Raw genomic sequence first — 15,205 nt, 5'->3', positions numbered from 1 at the left:
AACGTGGCGGGTGGTGGGTGGCGGGTGGCTGGGGTTGGCAGCCAGGCGGGGATGGCGGTTGGTCGTGGTCCGCGACGCCGCTCACCGCCCAGCCGGGCCAGGTCGTCCTGGGATGTGGGTATTCGATCCGGGCCGGTGGTCCGCTCCGGGTTGCGGGGGGTACGCGTGCCCGGCACGTCCGCGGCCACGCGAGTCCCGCGCTCCCGGGGCGTCAGCAGCAGCACGCTCCCGCCCAGCGAGCTGGTCACGGCGGCCCTTATCGGGCCGCCATAACGGCCCTCACGACCAGCCGAACATGGCGAGCTGGCCCTGGCGGCCCTTAACGGCCGCCATAACGGCCCCCAGCACCAGCCGAGCACGGCCCAATGCCGCTCAGCCTATTTTGATCTCGGTGGGGCTCTGCGGTCTTGGGGTGGTTCCCGATGTGTTCGGGTGCAGGTGGGTTAGGGGTGTCGTTGCGGGCCGTCGCTCGGTGTTGCTGTAACGGTCAGCGTGGGTGATCGATGCCGGTGGGGCGGTGGAAGTCCGCGCTCGGCGTCGGTGGGGCGGCCGGAGTCCGCGCTCGGCGCCGAAGGGGCGGTGGAAGTCCGCGCTTGGCACCGAAGGGGCTGTGGCGGTCCGCGGTCGGTCGGGTTCGGGGCGGTGGCGGTCCGCGGTCGGGTGGTGCGTGCGGCTACCGCCCCCAGGTGGGCGGTAGCCGCACGCGATCTGGCATTGCGGACTCTCACCGCCCTGCCCAGCAGTGACAGGTGCACCCGAGCGGGCACGTGCACCCTCGCCGGCCACAGGGTGATCGAGGGGCGACCAGACGGCGATCATCATGCTCGACGCTCCTCAGGCAGACACTGTGTTCACCCCCAGCCGGGGTCGGTTACATCCGGCCGGGTCGGTTGCATCCCGGCCGCGAGCGCACGGCCGGGTATTCGCCGGTATCCGGTCACCCGCGCCACTGCTCGGGCCGGGATGGCCTCGCGGGCCGGGCGGTTCCGGGCAGCCCACGCCCCAGCAAGATCAACTTAAGCTGAGTGGCATTGGAGCACGGCCAGCTGGCCCTGGCGGCCCTAATCCGGCCGCCATGACGGCCCTCACGACCAGCCGGGCACGGCAAGCTGGCCGTGGTGGCCATTAAACGGCCGCCATGACGGCCCTCACGACCAGCCGGGCACGGCGAGCTGGCCGTGGTGGCCATTAAACGGCCGTATGGCGGTCGCCGGTCTCGCGGGGGCCGCGGCGGTGCCGGCTGTGGAAGCGGGGGTCAGACGCCGAGGAGGGTGCGGAGGTGGCGTGGGGGCGGTGAGCCGTGCGCGAGCATCGCGTCGTGCCAGGCTTTCGGGGTGGCGCCGAACGGGCGGGCCGCGGCCAGGCCCGCCACCTCGGTGTAGCCGACGAAATACGTCGAGAGCTGGGTCGAGGTGAGCAGGGCGCGCCGCCACTTGCCGGCCGCCTCGCCCTCCTCCTGGAAGCCGCGACCGGTCATCAGGGCCATCGCCTCGGACTCCGGCAGGTCCTCGCAGTGCACCAGCTGGTCGATGATCGCGTTGAGGCTCATCCGCAGCTGCATCTTGAGCTGCTGGAGCTTGACCGCGGGGCCGCCGAAGCCGAGACCGGCCATCATCTCCTCGGCGTAGACCGCCCAGCCCTCGACGAACGGGCCGGACCGGCCGAGCGCGCGGACCGGGCTGCTGCCACGGAACCGGCGCGCGTGCGCGAGCTGCAGGAAGTGACCCGGCATCGCCTCGTGGACGGTGAGGTTGCGGATCATCTCGTTGTTGTACTCACGGTAGAAACTGCGGATCCGCTCGGGGGACCAGCCGGACGGGGCCGGTGCGATGCAGTAGAACGTGGGCACGTCGGCGGTCTCGAGCGGGCCGGGCGGGTCGCAATAGGCCACCGCGACGCCGCGGGCGAACTCCGGCATCTCCTCGATCACGCACGGGTCGTCCACCAGCGACACCATGTCGTGCCGCCGGACGAACGCGGTCGCCTCCTCCATCGTCGCCCGGGCCAGGCCGACGACGGAGGTGTTGTCGGGGTGCTGCTCGGCGATGGTGTCCAGGGCGCGGCGCACGGTCTCGTCATCGGCCTTGCCACCGACCAGGTCGGCGGCGAGGGTACGCAGCTCGTCGGAGACGCGGTCGACATTCGCCCGGGCGCGGGTGAGCACCTCGGAAGCGGAGAGCTCGGTGTCCAGGGTGTGCCAGAGGCGCGCCTCCCACAGGCGGCGGCCGAGCCGGGGGTCACGGCCCGGCTCGCCGCTCTCCAGCACACCGCCCAGCCAGCCGTCGAACTCACCGAGCGCCGCCAGCGCGGCAGCGGCGGCCGGCTCGACCGTCGCGCGCAGGCCGGGCTCCTGTGCCAGCAGCCGGGGCAGCTCGTCGCGGATCAACGCGGCCGTGCCGGTGAACTGGCCGGCCGCGGTCTCGGCGTGGATCCGTGGCACGTCCCGCAGCACGGCGCGGGCGGTGGCCAGCGCGTCCGGCAGCGCGGCGAGCCGGCCGCGCAGGCTCTCCAACCGCTCGGTGGCCGGCGCGAACGGGCGGGACAGCAGGGCGTGCAGCAGCGGGCCGGGGTTGTGCGCCAGCGGGTTCCACTCGTGCTCGCGGATCTCGGCGAACTCGAACAGCCGGCGATCCACCTGCGCCGACAGGATCGCGTGGTCGACCTGCTCCTGGGAGTCGAGCCCCTCGGCGTCGATGCCGCTGAGCGCGTCGGCCGCGTCGCGCAGCATGGCGGCCCGGCTCGCGGTGGCCGCCGCGGAGAGGTCGGGCAGGCGATTGTCGAAACGGTGGTCACCCGCGTGGAGGGCGGTCACGGGGTCGCTCTCCAGCAGAGCGTCGGCGATGCGCTCGGCGAGCGGTACGAACTCCGGCATGCCGAGAAAACTACTCGGCGGGTCCGACAATTTCCGCCGCTCGCACCGCTTCGGCGTACGCCAAAGTGGCCCGCCGCAGCTCAGCCTCCGGATCCAGGCCCGCCGCACGGGCGTCGGCAACCAGCCGGAACAGCGCCGGGCCGAGCTCGTCACCGGGCGGCAGGGGCACGTCCACCGCGCCCCGCTCGACCCGGTGCAGCACCTTGGCGGCCAGCGCGAGCGCCGGCTGGCTCAGCGCCACCCCGTCCAGTACGGACTCGCGCTCCTTCTCCTCGCGCTTGATCCGCTCCCAGTTGGCGGTGATCTCCTCGATGTCCTCGACGTGCTCACCGGCGAAGACGTGCGGGTTGCGCCGCACCATCTTCTCCACCAGGGTCCCGGCCACGTCGTCGACGTTCCAGGCCCGGCCGTCCGGCAGCTCCTCGGCGAGCCGGGCGTGCAGCACGATCTGCAGCAGCACGTCGCCGAGCTCCTCGCGCAGCTCGTCCAGGTCGTCCCGGTCGATCGCGTCGTACGCCTCGTAGCTCTCCTCGAGCAGATACGGCGCGAGCGTGCGGTGAGTCTGCGCCCGCTTCCACGGGTCACCGCCGGGCGAGACCAGCCGGTCCATCACCGCGACCGCGTCCAGCAGCCGGGCGCCGGGCGGGTCCCAGGAGCCGTACATCAGCTCGAGCTCGGCGAGCCCGGGCTCGCGGGCCAGCCGCAGGCCGAGTTGCCGGGCGAACGGCTGGTCACCCTGCGGACCGGCGAGCCAGACCGCCACCGGGGCGGCGCCGATCGCGCCGAGCAGGCCCTGCGCGTCGGTGTCCAGCACGGTGACCGGGATGCCGGCCACCCGCAGGGCCGTCGCCTGCTCGGACTCGGCGGCGGCGAAGACCGGGCCGGATCGGACGGTGTCCCAGGCCTCCGCGGTCAGCAGCCCGGCCGGCAGCCGGGGCGACGTGACCAGCAGGACGATCCGGTTGCTCAAGGTCTGCTCGCTCAAGAAAAGTCGGCGACCGGTACGGCCGTGTCGTCGCCCACCGGCACGCTGACCAGCGGGAAGTACGGCGAGGTCTGGTCGTTCTGGTAGTCGAACGTGCTGATCTCCAGCGGCTGGTACCGCGGGCTGACCGAGATGTCCAGCGGCACGGCGGCGTTGCTCATCTGGTCGCGCAGCGCGATGCCGAGCTGGACCGCCTGGGTCAGCTGGGCCGGCATCTTGGTCCGGAGCACGGCCACCGTGGTGTCCGCGGGGACGGTCCCGTTCGCGGTGAACCGCTGCAGAACGGTCGTCAGCTGCTCGTCGCTGAGCTCGGGCACGCCGGTCATCGCGCCTTCGACCTCGTACTGCAGGGTGAGGTTCTGGCCGAAGAGGTGGACGTACTCCGCCTTCTCCGACATGCCGACGATCGTGGCGACCTTGTCGTACGGGATGCCGGAGGGCACCGTCACGTTCTGCTCGGCCGCGACCCGGTTGAGCAACTCCCGCCCGACCAGCACCTCGACCACGTCGGCCCGGGTGATCGGCAGGGTCGCCTTCTTCTGTGCGCCGGTCACCGGGTCGACCACCGGCGGGCTGGCGGCCACCACGGCCCGCGCGTCGGCCCAGATCTGCTCGACCCGGTCCTCGGTGATCCGGGTGTCGCCGACGTAGGCGGCCACGGCCGGGCCGGACCGGCAGGCGGAGAGGCCGGCGAGAGCCAGGGACGCGACGACAGCCATGGATGCGAAACGGCGGGCACGCTGCATGGTCCACACTCTCTCACGAGTAAATGTGACCTACGTCGCCACCCCGCCCGGCGGGACGGGGTGGCGTCGGACGTCAGACCTTGACCGGGGCCGGCACCTCGCCCAGCACGTCCTTGAGCAGCTGGCCGCACCACTCGAGCAGGGCCTGGTCGCGCAGCGGCTCGCCGCCGACCCGGCGGGTGGACGGGCGCGGGACGCTCACCTGATCGTTCACCGTCTTGTAGACCGAGTCGGGGTGGTAGCGCTTGAGCCGCATCTGCTTCGAGTCGAGCAGGCTGAGCGGGGAGAACCGGATGTGCTTGCCCTGCATCGACACGTCGGTCAGCCCGTACGCCCGGGCCAGCTGCCGGAACCGGGCCACCGCGATCAGGTTGACCACCGGGGCGGTCGGATCGCCGTACCGGTCGGTCATCTCGGCGATGACCTCCTCCAGCCGCGCGTCGTCGCGGGCCTCGGCGAGCTTGCGGTACATCTCCAGGCGCAGCCGCTCGACCGAGATGTAGTCGGTGGGCAGGTGCGCGTCGATCGGGAGGTCGATCTTGACTTCGGGCGCCTCCTCGTCGGGGCGCTCGCCCTTGAACGCGCTGACCGCCTCGCCGACCATCCGCACGTAGAGGTCGAAGCCGACGCCCTCGATGTGCCCGGACTGCTCGCCGCCGAGCAGGTTGCCGGCGCCACGGATCTCCAGGTCCTTCATCGCGACGTACATGCCGGCGCCGAGCTCGGTGTGCTGGGCGATGGTGGCCAGCCGCTCGTGGGCGTGCTCGGTGAGCGGCTTCTCCCGCGGGTACAGGAAGTACGCGTACGCCCGCTCCCGGCCCCGGCCGACCCGGCCGCGGATCTGGTGCAGCTGGGACAGGCCGAGCAGGTCGGCCCGCTCGACGATCAGGGTGTTGGCGTTCGGGATGTCGATGCCGGACTCGACGATCGTGGTGCAGACCAGGACGTCGAACTCCTTCTCCCAGAAGCCGACCATCACCTTCTCCAGCTGCTCCTCGCTCATCTGGCCGTGCGCCACCGCGATCCGCGCCTCGGGCACCAGCTCACGCAGCCGGCGCGCCGCCCGGTCGATCGACTCGACCCGGTTGTGCAGGTAGAACACCTGGCCGTCGCGGAGCAGCTCGCGGTGGATGGACGCGGCCACCTGCTTGTCGTCCTGTGCACCGACATAGGTCAGGACCGGGTGCCGCTCCTCCGGCGGGGTGGCGATCGTGGACATCTCCCGGATGCCGGTGATCGCCATCTCCAGGGTCCGCGGGATCGGGGTGGCCGACATGGTCAGCACGTCCACCGACGCGCGCAGCGCCTTGAGCTGCTCCTTGTGCTCGACGCCGAACCGCTGCTCCTCGTCCACGATGATCAGGCCGAGGTTCTTGAACTTGGTGGACTTCGCCAGCAGCCGGTGCGTGCCGATCACGATGTCCGCGGTGCCCTCGGCGGCCTGCTGCAGCGCGAGCGTGGCCTCCTTCGGCGTCTGGAACCGGGACAGCTGCTTGATCTGCACCGGGAACTGGCTCATCCGCTCGGTGAACGTGTTGAAGTGCTGCTGGGCGAGCAGCGTGGTGGGCACCAGCACGGCCACCTGCTTGCCGTCCTGCACCGCCTTGAACGCGGCGCGCACCGCGATCTCGGTCTTGCCGTACCCGACGTCGCCGCAGATCAGCCTGTCCATCGGGACCTGCAGCTCCATGTCGTGCTTGACCTCGATGATCGCGGCCATCTGGTCGGGCGTCTCGGTGTACGGGAACGCGTCCTCCAGCTCGCGCTGCCACGGCGTGTCCGGCCCGAACGAGTGGCCCTGGGAGGCCTGCCGGGCGGCGTACAGCTGGATCAGCTGCGCGGCGATCTCGCGGACCGCCTTCTTGGCCCGCGCCTTGCTCTTCTGCCAGTCGGCCCCGCCCATCTTGTGCAGCGTGGGCGACTCGCCGCCGACGTAGCGGGACAGCTGGTCGAGCTGGTCGGTGGGCACGTAGAGCCGGTCGCCGGGCTGGCCGCGCTTGGAGGCGGCGTACTCCAGCACCAGGTATTCGCGCTCGGCGCCGTTGACCGCGCGCTGCACCAGCTCGACATACCGCCCGATGCCGTGCTGCTCGTGCACCACGAAGTCGCCGGTCTTGAGCTCCAGCGGGTCGATGGTGTTGCGCCGCCGGGCCGGCAGCTTGCGCATGTCCTTGGTGGACGCGCCCCGGCCGCCGGAGATGTCGTTGCCGGTGATCACCGCGAGCCGGGAGGCCTCGTCGACGAAGCCGTGGTTCAGCCCGCCGCAGGTGATCAGGAGCTGACCGCCGGCGATCGGCTTCTCGATCGCGTCGACCGGGGTGACGCCGAGGCCCGCGTCGCGCAGCAGCTCGGCGGCGCGCTGCGCGGTCCCCTTGCCCTCGAAGATCAGGGCGATGGCCCAGCCGTCGGCGGCCCAGCCGGCCAGGTCGCCGGCCAGCTTGGCGGTGTCACCGTGGTAGAGCGGCACCGACTGGGCGGCCAGCGCGACGGCGTCACCGGCGTCCGGCGCGACCTCCACCTCCGGTTCGGCGAGCCACGGGGTGTCCGACGCGGCCGGCTCCGGCGCGGCCAGGCCGAACGGCGACACCGTCCACCACGGCTGCTTGAGGACGGCGGCGTGCGCACGGATGTCGGCGAGGCTGTGGAAGGCGGCGGCGCCCACGTCGATCGGCGCCTGACCGCCGACGGCGGCCGCGGCCCAGGACGCTTCGAGGAACTCATCCGACGTACGGGTGAGGTCGTGCGCCCGGGTCCGGATCCGCTCCGGGTCGCAGAGCAGCACGTGGGTGCCGGCCGGCATGCAGTCCAGCAGCAGTTCCATGCTGTCGGTGCCGTCGAGCAGCGCCGGCGCGAGCGACTCCATCCCCTCGACCGGGATGCCCTCGGCCAGCTTGTCCAGGATCTCGCCGATCTCCGGGTGCTCGGCGGCCAGCTGGGCGGCCCGGACCCGGACCTCCGGCGTCAGCAGCAGCTCCCGGCACGGCGGCGCCCACAGCCGCTCGACCTGCTCGATGGTCCGCTGGTCGGCGACCGCGAAGGTGCGGATCTCCTCCACCTCGTCGCCCCAGAACTCGACCCGGGACGGGTGCTCGTCGGTGGGCGGGAACACGTCCAGGATGCCGCCGCGGACCGCGAACTCACCGCGCTTGGTGACCAGGTCGACCCGGGCGTACGCCATGTCGGACAGTCGCCGCGCGACCGCCTCGAGCTCGGCCTCCCGCTTGGTGACCAGCTCCACCGGCTCCAGGTCGCCGAGGCCCTTGAGCTGCGGCTGCAGCAGCGACCGCACCGGCGCGACGACCACCTGCAGCGGCTGCTCACCGGGGTGGGCGAGCCGGCGCAGCACGGCCAGCCGGCGCCCGACGGTGTCCGATCGGGGTGACAGCCGCTCGTGCGGCAGCGTCTCCCAGGACGGGTAGACCGTCACCCGGTCCGGCTCGAGCAGGCAGCCGAGCGCGTCGGCCAGGTCGTCCGCCTCGCGGGACGTCGCGGTGACCGCGAGCACCGGGCGCTGGGCGCCACCGTTCTCGGCACGCCCGGCGACGGCCGCGACCACGAACGGACGCAGCGAGACCGGCGCGGTGAGATCGAGCGAGTCTGAGTCGACGAAGCCCTTCAAGGCCAGGTCACGGGCTCGGGCGAGGCCACGGTCGCGCAGGGCGGCCGGGATCAGTCCGGCGAGTTGCATGGTGGATTTCCCCCAGAGGGCACGACGAACGACCCCGGTCGCCTGAAGGGGCGGGGGTGTACCGCACAGCTTAGTCCGACCCGCTGACACATCCGGGCCGCGTGCGCCTTATCGGACCGCATGTCCGACATGCCGTGCGGGGCGGCGGGCAGAGTGCCCCGGGCATACGCCCAGCAAGGCCGGGGAGGGCACAAACTTGCGAATCCTGCTGCTCGTCAGCGCGTTCAACAGCGTGAGTCAGCGGCTCTGGTGCGCCCTGCGGGACGCCGGTCACCAGGTCGGCGTCCTGCTTGCGGGTGACGATCGGAGCGTCGTCGACGGGGTGCGCGCCGCCGACCCCGAGCTGATCCTCTGCCCGTACCTCACCCACCGGGTGCCGGCCGCCGTCTGGCAGCGGGTGCGCACCGTGATCCTGCACCCCGGGCCGGTCGGCGACCGCGGGCCGTCCGCCCTCGACCGGGCCATCCAGGACGGTGCGCGGGTCTGGGGCGTCACCGCGCTGCAGGCGGTCGAGGAGTTCGACGCCGGGCCGATCTGGGCCACCCGCACGTTCCCGCTGCCGGCCGCGCCGCCGCGCAAGTCGTCGCTCTACGCCGGCCCGGTCTCGGACGCCGCGCTGGAGTGCGCGCTCGAGGTGGTGGGCAAGGCCGCCGACCCGGCGTTCACCCCGGTACCGGCCGAGAGCACGCCCGCGCGGCCGCTGCTGCGGCAGACCGAGCGGGCCTTCGACTGGAGCGCGCCGACCGAGGTGATCGTGCGGCGGGTCCGGGCCGCGGACGGCTCACCGGGAGTCCGCACCGAGGTCGGTGGCCTTCCCTCGTACGCCTACGACGCCCATCCGGCGCCCGCCCGTGGCGCCCGCCCCGGCACGCTGCTCGGCCGCCGTCAGGGCGCCGTGCTCGTCGCCACCGGGGACGGCAGCGTGTGGCTGGGTCACCTGCGGCCGGCCACCGAGGGCGGGATCAAGGCGCCGGCCACCACGGCGCTCGGCGAGCGGCTGCGCGGTGTGCCGAACTCGCCGGTCGACGCGCACCTGGACCCGGAGTCGCCGCACGCGTACCGGCAGGTCCGGTACCGGCGCACCGGCGCGATCGGCTGGCTGCACTTCGACTTCTACAACGGCGCGATGGCGCCCGGGCACTGCCGGCGGCTGCTGACCGCGCTGCGGCACGCGACCGCCCAGGACACCCGGGTGCTGGTGCTGCGCGGCGGGATCGACGCGTTCAGCAACGGCATCCACCTCAACGTGATCGAGAGCGCCCCGGACCCGGCCGGCACCGCCTGGGCGAACCTCCGGGCGATCAACGCGCTCTGCCGGGAGATCATCACCTGTACGAAGCAGCTGGTGGTGGCCGCGTACACCGGCAACGCCGGCGCCGGCGGGGTGATGCTCGGGCTGGGCGCGGACGTGGTCGCGGCCCGGGACGGGATCGTGCTGAACCCGTACTACGACGTCGGCCTGTACGGCTCCGAGCTGCACACGTTCACGCTGCCCCGGCGGGTCGGCGCGGACCGCGCCCAGCGGCTGATCGAGGACAAGCTGCCGGTGAGCACCGCGCAGGCGGTCCGGATCGGCCTGGTCGACGAGGTCGGCCCGCGGCATCCCGAGGCGTACGCCCAGTGGTTGACCCTGCTCGCCGAGCGGCACGCCGACGCGCGGACCGGGCGGAAGCGACGGGCCGCGAAGGCCCGGCGGCTCGCCGCCGAACGCATTCCGCTCGATGTGTACGAGACCCGCGAGCTCGCCGAGATGAGCCGGGACCTCTACACCGACCGGTCCGGTTTCGCCGCCGCCCGGCGCGCGTTCGTCCACAAGGCCGCGCCGGTCGGCACACCCCGGCGTCTGCTGCTGGCCGGCAACAGCGGGCCGGCACCGGTCGCCCGGGCCTCCCGCCCGGTCAACGCCGCCCCGGCCGCCGGCGGCCCGATCACTTCCGGTCCGATCAGTGTCGCGCCAGCCGCCGGAGGGCCGATCAGTCCCGGTCCGGAACACCCGTCGGTCCGCCCAGCGGTGCCCACCGCCGTCTGATGAGCCTCCTGCACACCCCGGATCCCGGGGCATCCCAGCCTGCCCACGACACGTCCGACATCCCCGGCCAGCGGACCCGGCCCGGGCGTGCGCCGATGAACGCCGCCGCGGCCGGTTCGACGCTCGTCATGTCCCGGTACAACTACAGCGCCTACAGCGTGCTGGCCGGGCCCGCCGACCCGCCGCCGGAGGGCGACGAGCCGTACCGGGTCCGGATGCACCGGATGTCGCCGCGCCGGCCGGTACGCACCCTGCTGATCACCCTGTTCGCGTTCGCCTTCGAGAGCTCGTTCCTCGGCTGGCTGGTCGCCTCGATCGCGATCCCCGACCCCCGGCTGCGCCCGGTGCTCTTCGCGGCCACCTGCAGCATGATCGCGGCGACCACCGTGATCGAGCTGTTCCGGCTGGTCAACGTCGTGACGCTGTGCCTGGCCACGCTCTGGGCCCGTGATCCGCAACCGGTCGTGCCGGACACCGGCATGCGGATCGCGTTCCTGACCACCATCGTGCCCGGCAAGGAGCCGATCGAGATGGTGGAGAAGACCCTGCGCGCGGCCCGGAAGGTCCGCTACGACGGCCACTACGAGGTCTGGCTGCTCGACGAGGGCGACGACCCGCGGGTCAAGCTGATGTGCCAGCGGCGGGGCATTCGCCACTTCAGCCGCAAGGGCGTGGAGCGGTGGAACACCGGGAGCGGCGCGTTCAAGGCCAAGACCAAGCACGGCAACTACAACTCGTGGTTGGACGCGCACGGCGACGCGTACGACGTGTTCGTCTCGGTGGACCCGGACCACGTGCCGCTGCCGAACTTCTGCGAGCGGCTGCTCGGCTACTTCCGGGACCCGGACGTGGCGTTCGTGGTCGGCCCGCAGGTGTACGGCAACTACGACAACCGGATCACCCGCTGGGCCGAGTCGCAGCAGTACCTGTTCCACTCGCTGCTGCAGCGGGCCGGCAACCGGCGCGGCATCGCCATGCTGGTCGGCACGAACAACGCGGTACGGATCGCGGCGCTCAAGAGCATCGGCGGGCTGCAGGACTCGATCACCGAGGACATGGCGACGAGCCTGGCCGTGCACGCCGCGAAGAACGCCGCGACCGGGCAGCGCTGGCGCTCGGTCTACACACCGGACGTCCTCGCGGTCGGCGAGGGGCCGTCCTCGTGGACCGACTTCTTCACCCAGCAGCACCGCTGGTCGCGGGGCACCGACGAGGTGGTGGCCCGCCGGTTCCTCGGCCTGATCCGGCGCCTCGGTGCGGGCCGGGCGATGCACTACGCGCTGCTGATGTCGTACTACCCGCTGACCGCGGTGGCCTGGCTGCTGGGCGCGGTCAACGCCACCTGCTTCCTGCTGCTCGGCGCCAAGGGTGTGCCGGTGCCGCAGCAGGTCTGGCTGATGCTCTATGTGGACGCCGCGCTCTTCCAGGTCGGGCTCTACCTGTTCAACCGGCGGCACAACGTCAGCCCGCACGAGGAGTCCGGCTCGACCGGCCTGCGCGGGATGCTGGCGTCCACGCTGTGCACCCCGGTCTACGTCTCCTCGATGATCGGCGCGCTGCTGCGTCGCGGCGCCGGTTTTGTGGTCACCCCGAAGGGCGACTCGACGAGCCCGGACCGGCTCGCCACGTTCGGTCCCGGGCTGCGCTGGGCCGCGTTCTACACCGCCCTGCTGGTGATCTCACCGTTCGTCGACCACGTCGACCCGGCCATGTACCTCTGGCCCGCCCTCAACCTGCTGATCTGTCTCACCCCTGTCGTGCTCTGGCTGACCGGCCGGGCCCGCTCCCGGAAGGAAACCGGCGCATGAAGCCGCGCAATCGTCCCACGCTCGTCCGCCGGTTGCTGAGCGTGCTGGCCGCGTTGCTGGTCACCGCGGGCGTGGCGCTGGCCAACCGCCCGATGGTGGCGGCCGGCGCGCACGCCGTGCACGAGTTCCAGATCAACCGGCAGTCGTACAAAGAGGACTACGGGCACTGGTCGCGTCTGCCGGTCCCTCGCGACTTCCGGGTCAACGCGATCCACGCGGCCCTGCTGCACACCGGCAAGGTGCTGATCGTCGCGGGCAGCGGGAACAACCGGGACGAGTTCGAGGCCAAGTCGTTCCGGACCGTGCTCTACGACCCGGCCACCGACGAGTTCACCGAGGTGCACACGCCGACCGACGTGTTCTGCGCCGGGCACACCTTCCTGCCCGACGGCAAGCTGCTGATCGCCGGCGGCACCAAGTCGTACGAGGTGCTGGAGAAGGACGTCGAGCACGCCGCCGGAGTCATGAAGATCAAGAACGAGTCACCGGACGGCGGCCCCCGGGTCCTGGTCAAGGGCACCAAGCTGCTCTCGGCGACCGGCCTCGAATACCGCACCCGCAGCAAGCTGACCGTCCCGGCCGCCCGCAAGGTCACGCACGGGCAGCACGTCGCCGTGTTCGCCGGTCAGGCCGAGGTCTGGGTGGACGCCGTCCGCAAGGGTGACGGCGCGGTCGTCAAGGCCCCGGCCCAGTACACGGTGGCCGGCCTGTCCGGCCCGGACGCCCGCAACCTGTACGGCGTCTCCGACAAGATCACCCGGGAGAAGCAGGAGTACGGCGGCGACCGCACCTCGTACGAGTTCGACCCGGTCACCGAGAAGTACGTGCGTACCGGCGACCTGACCGACCACCGCTGGTACCCGACCCTGGTCGGGCTGCCCGACGGTGACGTGCTCGCGGTCTCCGGCCTGGACCAGTTCGGCCGGGTGCTGCCCGGCCGCAACGAGCGGTACCACCACCAGCAGAAGAAGTGGACCGCCGAGCCGCGCTGGAAGCGCTACTTCCCCACCTACCCGGGCCTGCACCTGATGGCCGACGGCCGGATCTTCTACTCCGGCTCGAACGCGGGCTACGGCTCGGACACCGAGGGGCGTACCCCGGGCGTCTGGGACCTGGGGCGCAACGCGTTCCGCCCGGTGCCCGGGCTGCGTGACCCGCAGCTCAACGAGACCAGCTCGTCGGTGCTGCTCCCGCCGGCACAGGACCAGAAGGTGATGATCCTCGGCGGTGGCGGCGTCGGCGAGTCGGAGGTGTCCACGGCGCGCACCGACGTGGTCGACCTGTCCGCCGCGAAGCCCGAGTACCGGCCCGGGCCGGACCTGCCGAAGCCGGCCCGCTACCTGTCCACAGTGGTGATGCCGGACGACACGGTCTTCACCACCGGTGGCTCGTCCGGCTACCGGGGCGGCGAGTACCACGGCGAGCACCGCAGCGACCTGTACAACGCGCAGTTCTACGACCCGCGGCGCAACGCGTTCACCACCGCCGCCGAGTCGACGGTCGGCCGCAACTACCACTCCGAGGGCATCCTGCTCCCGGACGGCCGGGTGATCACCCTGGGCAGCGACCCGCTCTACGACGAGACCGGGAAGAACGCCGGCACGTTCGAGCAGCGGATCGAGATCTACAGCCCGCCGTACCTGTTCCGCGGCGCCCGCCCGGCGATCACCGGCGGGCCGGCCGAGGTGTCCCGCGGCGCCACCGCCCGGTTCACCACCCCGGACGCCGCCCGGATCACCTCGGCCCGGCTGCTGCGCCCCAGCTCGGTCACCCACGTGACCGACACCGATCAGCGTTCGGTCGCGCTGACCGTGCGGCCGGCGGACGGTGGCGTCGACGTCGGCGTGCCCGACGGCACCGGGTTGGTGCCCTCCGGCTGGTACATGCTCTTCCTGGTCGACGCCGCGGGCGTGCCGTCGGCCGGCCGCTGGGTCCGGGTGCGCTGAGCCGATGGCCCGGCACCTCTACAAGACCGGCCGGCTGCGCAACTGCACGCTGGTCACCGCGGTGGTGCTTGCCACGGCCGCGGTGACCCTGCTGCGCGACCGCGATCCGATGCCGCCGGTCCGGGTTCCGGAGGCCGCGCCGCTGGACGCATCGGTGCTCTACGTCGACCCGACCGGCGCGGCCGCTGATCACCTGCGGACATTGCGGCGGGCCGGGCGCACCGTGGAGGCGGCCCTGGTGCGCCGGATCGCCGCACGTCCGGTGGCGAGTTGGTTCACCGACTCCCGGGCGGCCACCGTCGGCCGGGCGCGACAGCTGGTCACCGCAGCGGCCCGGGCACGGCGGCTGCCCGTGCTGGTGCTCTACAACATCCCGCACCGGGATTGCGCCGGGCACTCGGCGGGCGGCGCCGCGGACGCTCCGTCGTACCGGAAATGGGTCTCCTCGATGGCCGCGGCCCTGCGTGGGCACCACGCCCTGGTGATCCTCGAACCGGACGCCGTGGCGCACGCGCTGACCGGGTGCCTCGGGCCGCAGCGGGCCGCCGAACGCCTCACCCTGCTGGCCGGCGCGATCGACACGCTGCGCGCGCTGCCCGGCGTACGGATCTACCTCGACGCCGGCAACCCGACCTGGGTCCCGGCCGCCCGGATGGCGCCGGCACTGCGGCGCGCAGGCGCGACCCGGGCGCGAGGTTTTGCGCTCAACGTCGCCAATTTCGAGACGACGACCGACAACATGGGGTACGGAATGGAGCTCTCCAAGCTGCTCGGCGGAGCGCACTTCGTGATCGATACCAGTCGCAATGGCAACGGACCGGCCCGCCGTGGCGCCGGTGACCGGCACTGGTGCAACCCGCCCGGCCGACGGCTCGGCCACCCGCCCACGATGCGGACCGGAAATACGCTGGCCGATGCGTACCTATGGGTGAAACGTCCCGGGGAATCCGACGGCGCCTGCGGCGGCGGAGCTCCCCCCGCAGGTCAGTGGTACCCGAGCTACGCACTCGGTCTGGCCAGGTGACCGGCGGTCGCCTGAACGACCGTGAGACTCTTGACTCAATTCACCCCCGCGCCGGGGTACGCCGATACGATCGGCGAAGTCGGGACAGCGCCGTCCTGGAGCCATCC

The 15,205-nt window shown here is 72.3% G+C and carries 8 protein-coding genes; 4 read left to right on the top strand and 4 right to left on the bottom strand.

What is annotated here, in order from left to right; all coding sequences use genetic code 11:
• Window positions 1–1,255 precede the first annotated feature (1,255 nt).
• From Apa02nite_RS15340 to mfd, 4 genes are all read right to left on the bottom strand, one after another.
• Window positions 1,256–2,872 (bottom strand): DUF885 domain-containing protein, encoded by a 1,617-nt coding sequence (locus tag Apa02nite_RS15340; RefSeq protein WP_203825535.1) that lies wholly within the window; start codon window positions 2,870–2,872, stop codon window positions 1,256–1,258.
• A 10-nt stretch (window positions 2,873–2,882) separates the two neighbouring features.
• Window positions 2,883–3,842 (bottom strand): nucleoside triphosphate pyrophosphohydrolase, encoded by a 960-nt coding sequence (locus Apa02nite_RS15335; RefSeq protein ID WP_203825534.1) that lies wholly within the window; start codon window positions 3,840–3,842, stop codon window positions 2,883–2,885.
• 11 nt (window positions 3,843–3,853) lie between these two features.
• On the bottom strand, window positions 3,854–4,576 hold the full coding sequence (locus tag Apa02nite_RS15330) for a hypothetical protein (protein WP_203825533.1): 723 nt from the start codon (window positions 4,574–4,576) through the stop codon (window positions 3,854–3,856).
• Window positions 4,577–4,676: 100 nt separating this feature from the next.
• A complete protein-coding gene (gene mfd / locus Apa02nite_RS15325; RefSeq protein ID WP_203825532.1) occupies window positions 4,677–8,291 on the bottom strand; it encodes a transcription-repair coupling factor in 3,615 nt (1,204 codons plus the stop codon).
• Window positions 8,292–8,487: 196 nt separating this feature from the next.
• On the opposite strand from mfd, the gene Apa02nite_RS15320 reads away from it, so the two are divergent.
• The 4 genes from Apa02nite_RS15320 to Apa02nite_RS15305 are packed head-to-tail and all read left to right on the top strand — an operon-like array spanning window position 8,488 to window position 15,098.
• A complete protein-coding gene (locus Apa02nite_RS15320; protein ID WP_203825531.1) occupies window positions 8,488–10,320 on the top strand; it encodes an enoyl-CoA hydratase-related protein in 1,833 nt (610 codons plus the stop codon).
• Complete coding sequence (locus Apa02nite_RS15315) at window positions 10,320–12,128, top strand: glycosyltransferase family 2 protein (RefSeq protein ID WP_239164328.1); 1,809 nt, start codon at window positions 10,320–10,322, stop codon at window positions 12,126–12,128. Before Apa02nite_RS15320 ends, Apa02nite_RS15315 begins: the two co-directional genes overlap by 1 nt.
• Window positions 12,125–14,074, top strand: coding sequence for a radical copper oxidase GlxA (gene glxA, locus Apa02nite_RS15310; protein WP_203825530.1), 1,950 nt, complete (start codon window positions 12,125–12,127; stop codon window positions 14,072–14,074). The genes Apa02nite_RS15315 and glxA overlap by 4 nt, the downstream gene beginning before the upstream one ends.
• Window positions 14,075–14,078: 4 nt before the next feature.
• Window positions 14,079–15,098, top strand: a complete 1,020-nt coding sequence (locus Apa02nite_RS15305) for a glycoside hydrolase family 6 protein (protein WP_203825529.1) — start codon at window positions 14,079–14,081, stop codon at window positions 15,096–15,098.
• Window positions 15,099–15,205: the final 107 nt, after the last annotated feature.

The organism is Actinoplanes palleronii, assembly GCF_016862315.1.
GTDB lineage: Bacteria > Actinomycetota > Actinomycetes > Mycobacteriales > Micromonosporaceae > Actinoplanes > Actinoplanes palleronii.
Note: the sequence above shows the minus strand (reverse complement) of the source record. Positions and strands in the feature narration are given on the sequence as shown.

What these genes read in the sequence shown, in the direction of transcription:
- Apa02nite_RS15305 (WP_203825529.1), top strand. Translation starts at nt 14,079, where the DNA reads ATGGCCCGGCACCTCTACAAGACCGGCCGGCTGCGCAACTGCACGCTG.
- Apa02nite_RS15340 (WP_203825535.1), bottom strand. Translation starts at nt 2,872, where the DNA reads ATGCCGGAGTTCGTACCGCTCGCCGAGCGCATCGCCGACGCTCTGCTG.
- mfd (WP_203825532.1), bottom strand. Translation starts at nt 8,291, where the DNA reads ATGCAACTCGCCGGACTGATCCCGGCCGCCCTGCGCGACCGTGGCCTC.
- glxA (WP_203825530.1), top strand. Translation starts at nt 12,125, where the DNA reads ATGAAGCCGCGCAATCGTCCCACGCTCGTCCGCCGGTTGCTGAGCGTG.
- Apa02nite_RS15315 (WP_239164328.1), top strand. Translation starts at nt 10,320, where the DNA reads ATGAGCCTCCTGCACACCCCGGATCCCGGGGCATCCCAGCCTGCCCAC.
- Apa02nite_RS15330 (WP_203825533.1), bottom strand. Translation starts at nt 4,576, where the DNA reads ATGGCTGTCGTCGCGTCCCTGGCTCTCGCCGGCCTCTCCGCCTGCCGG.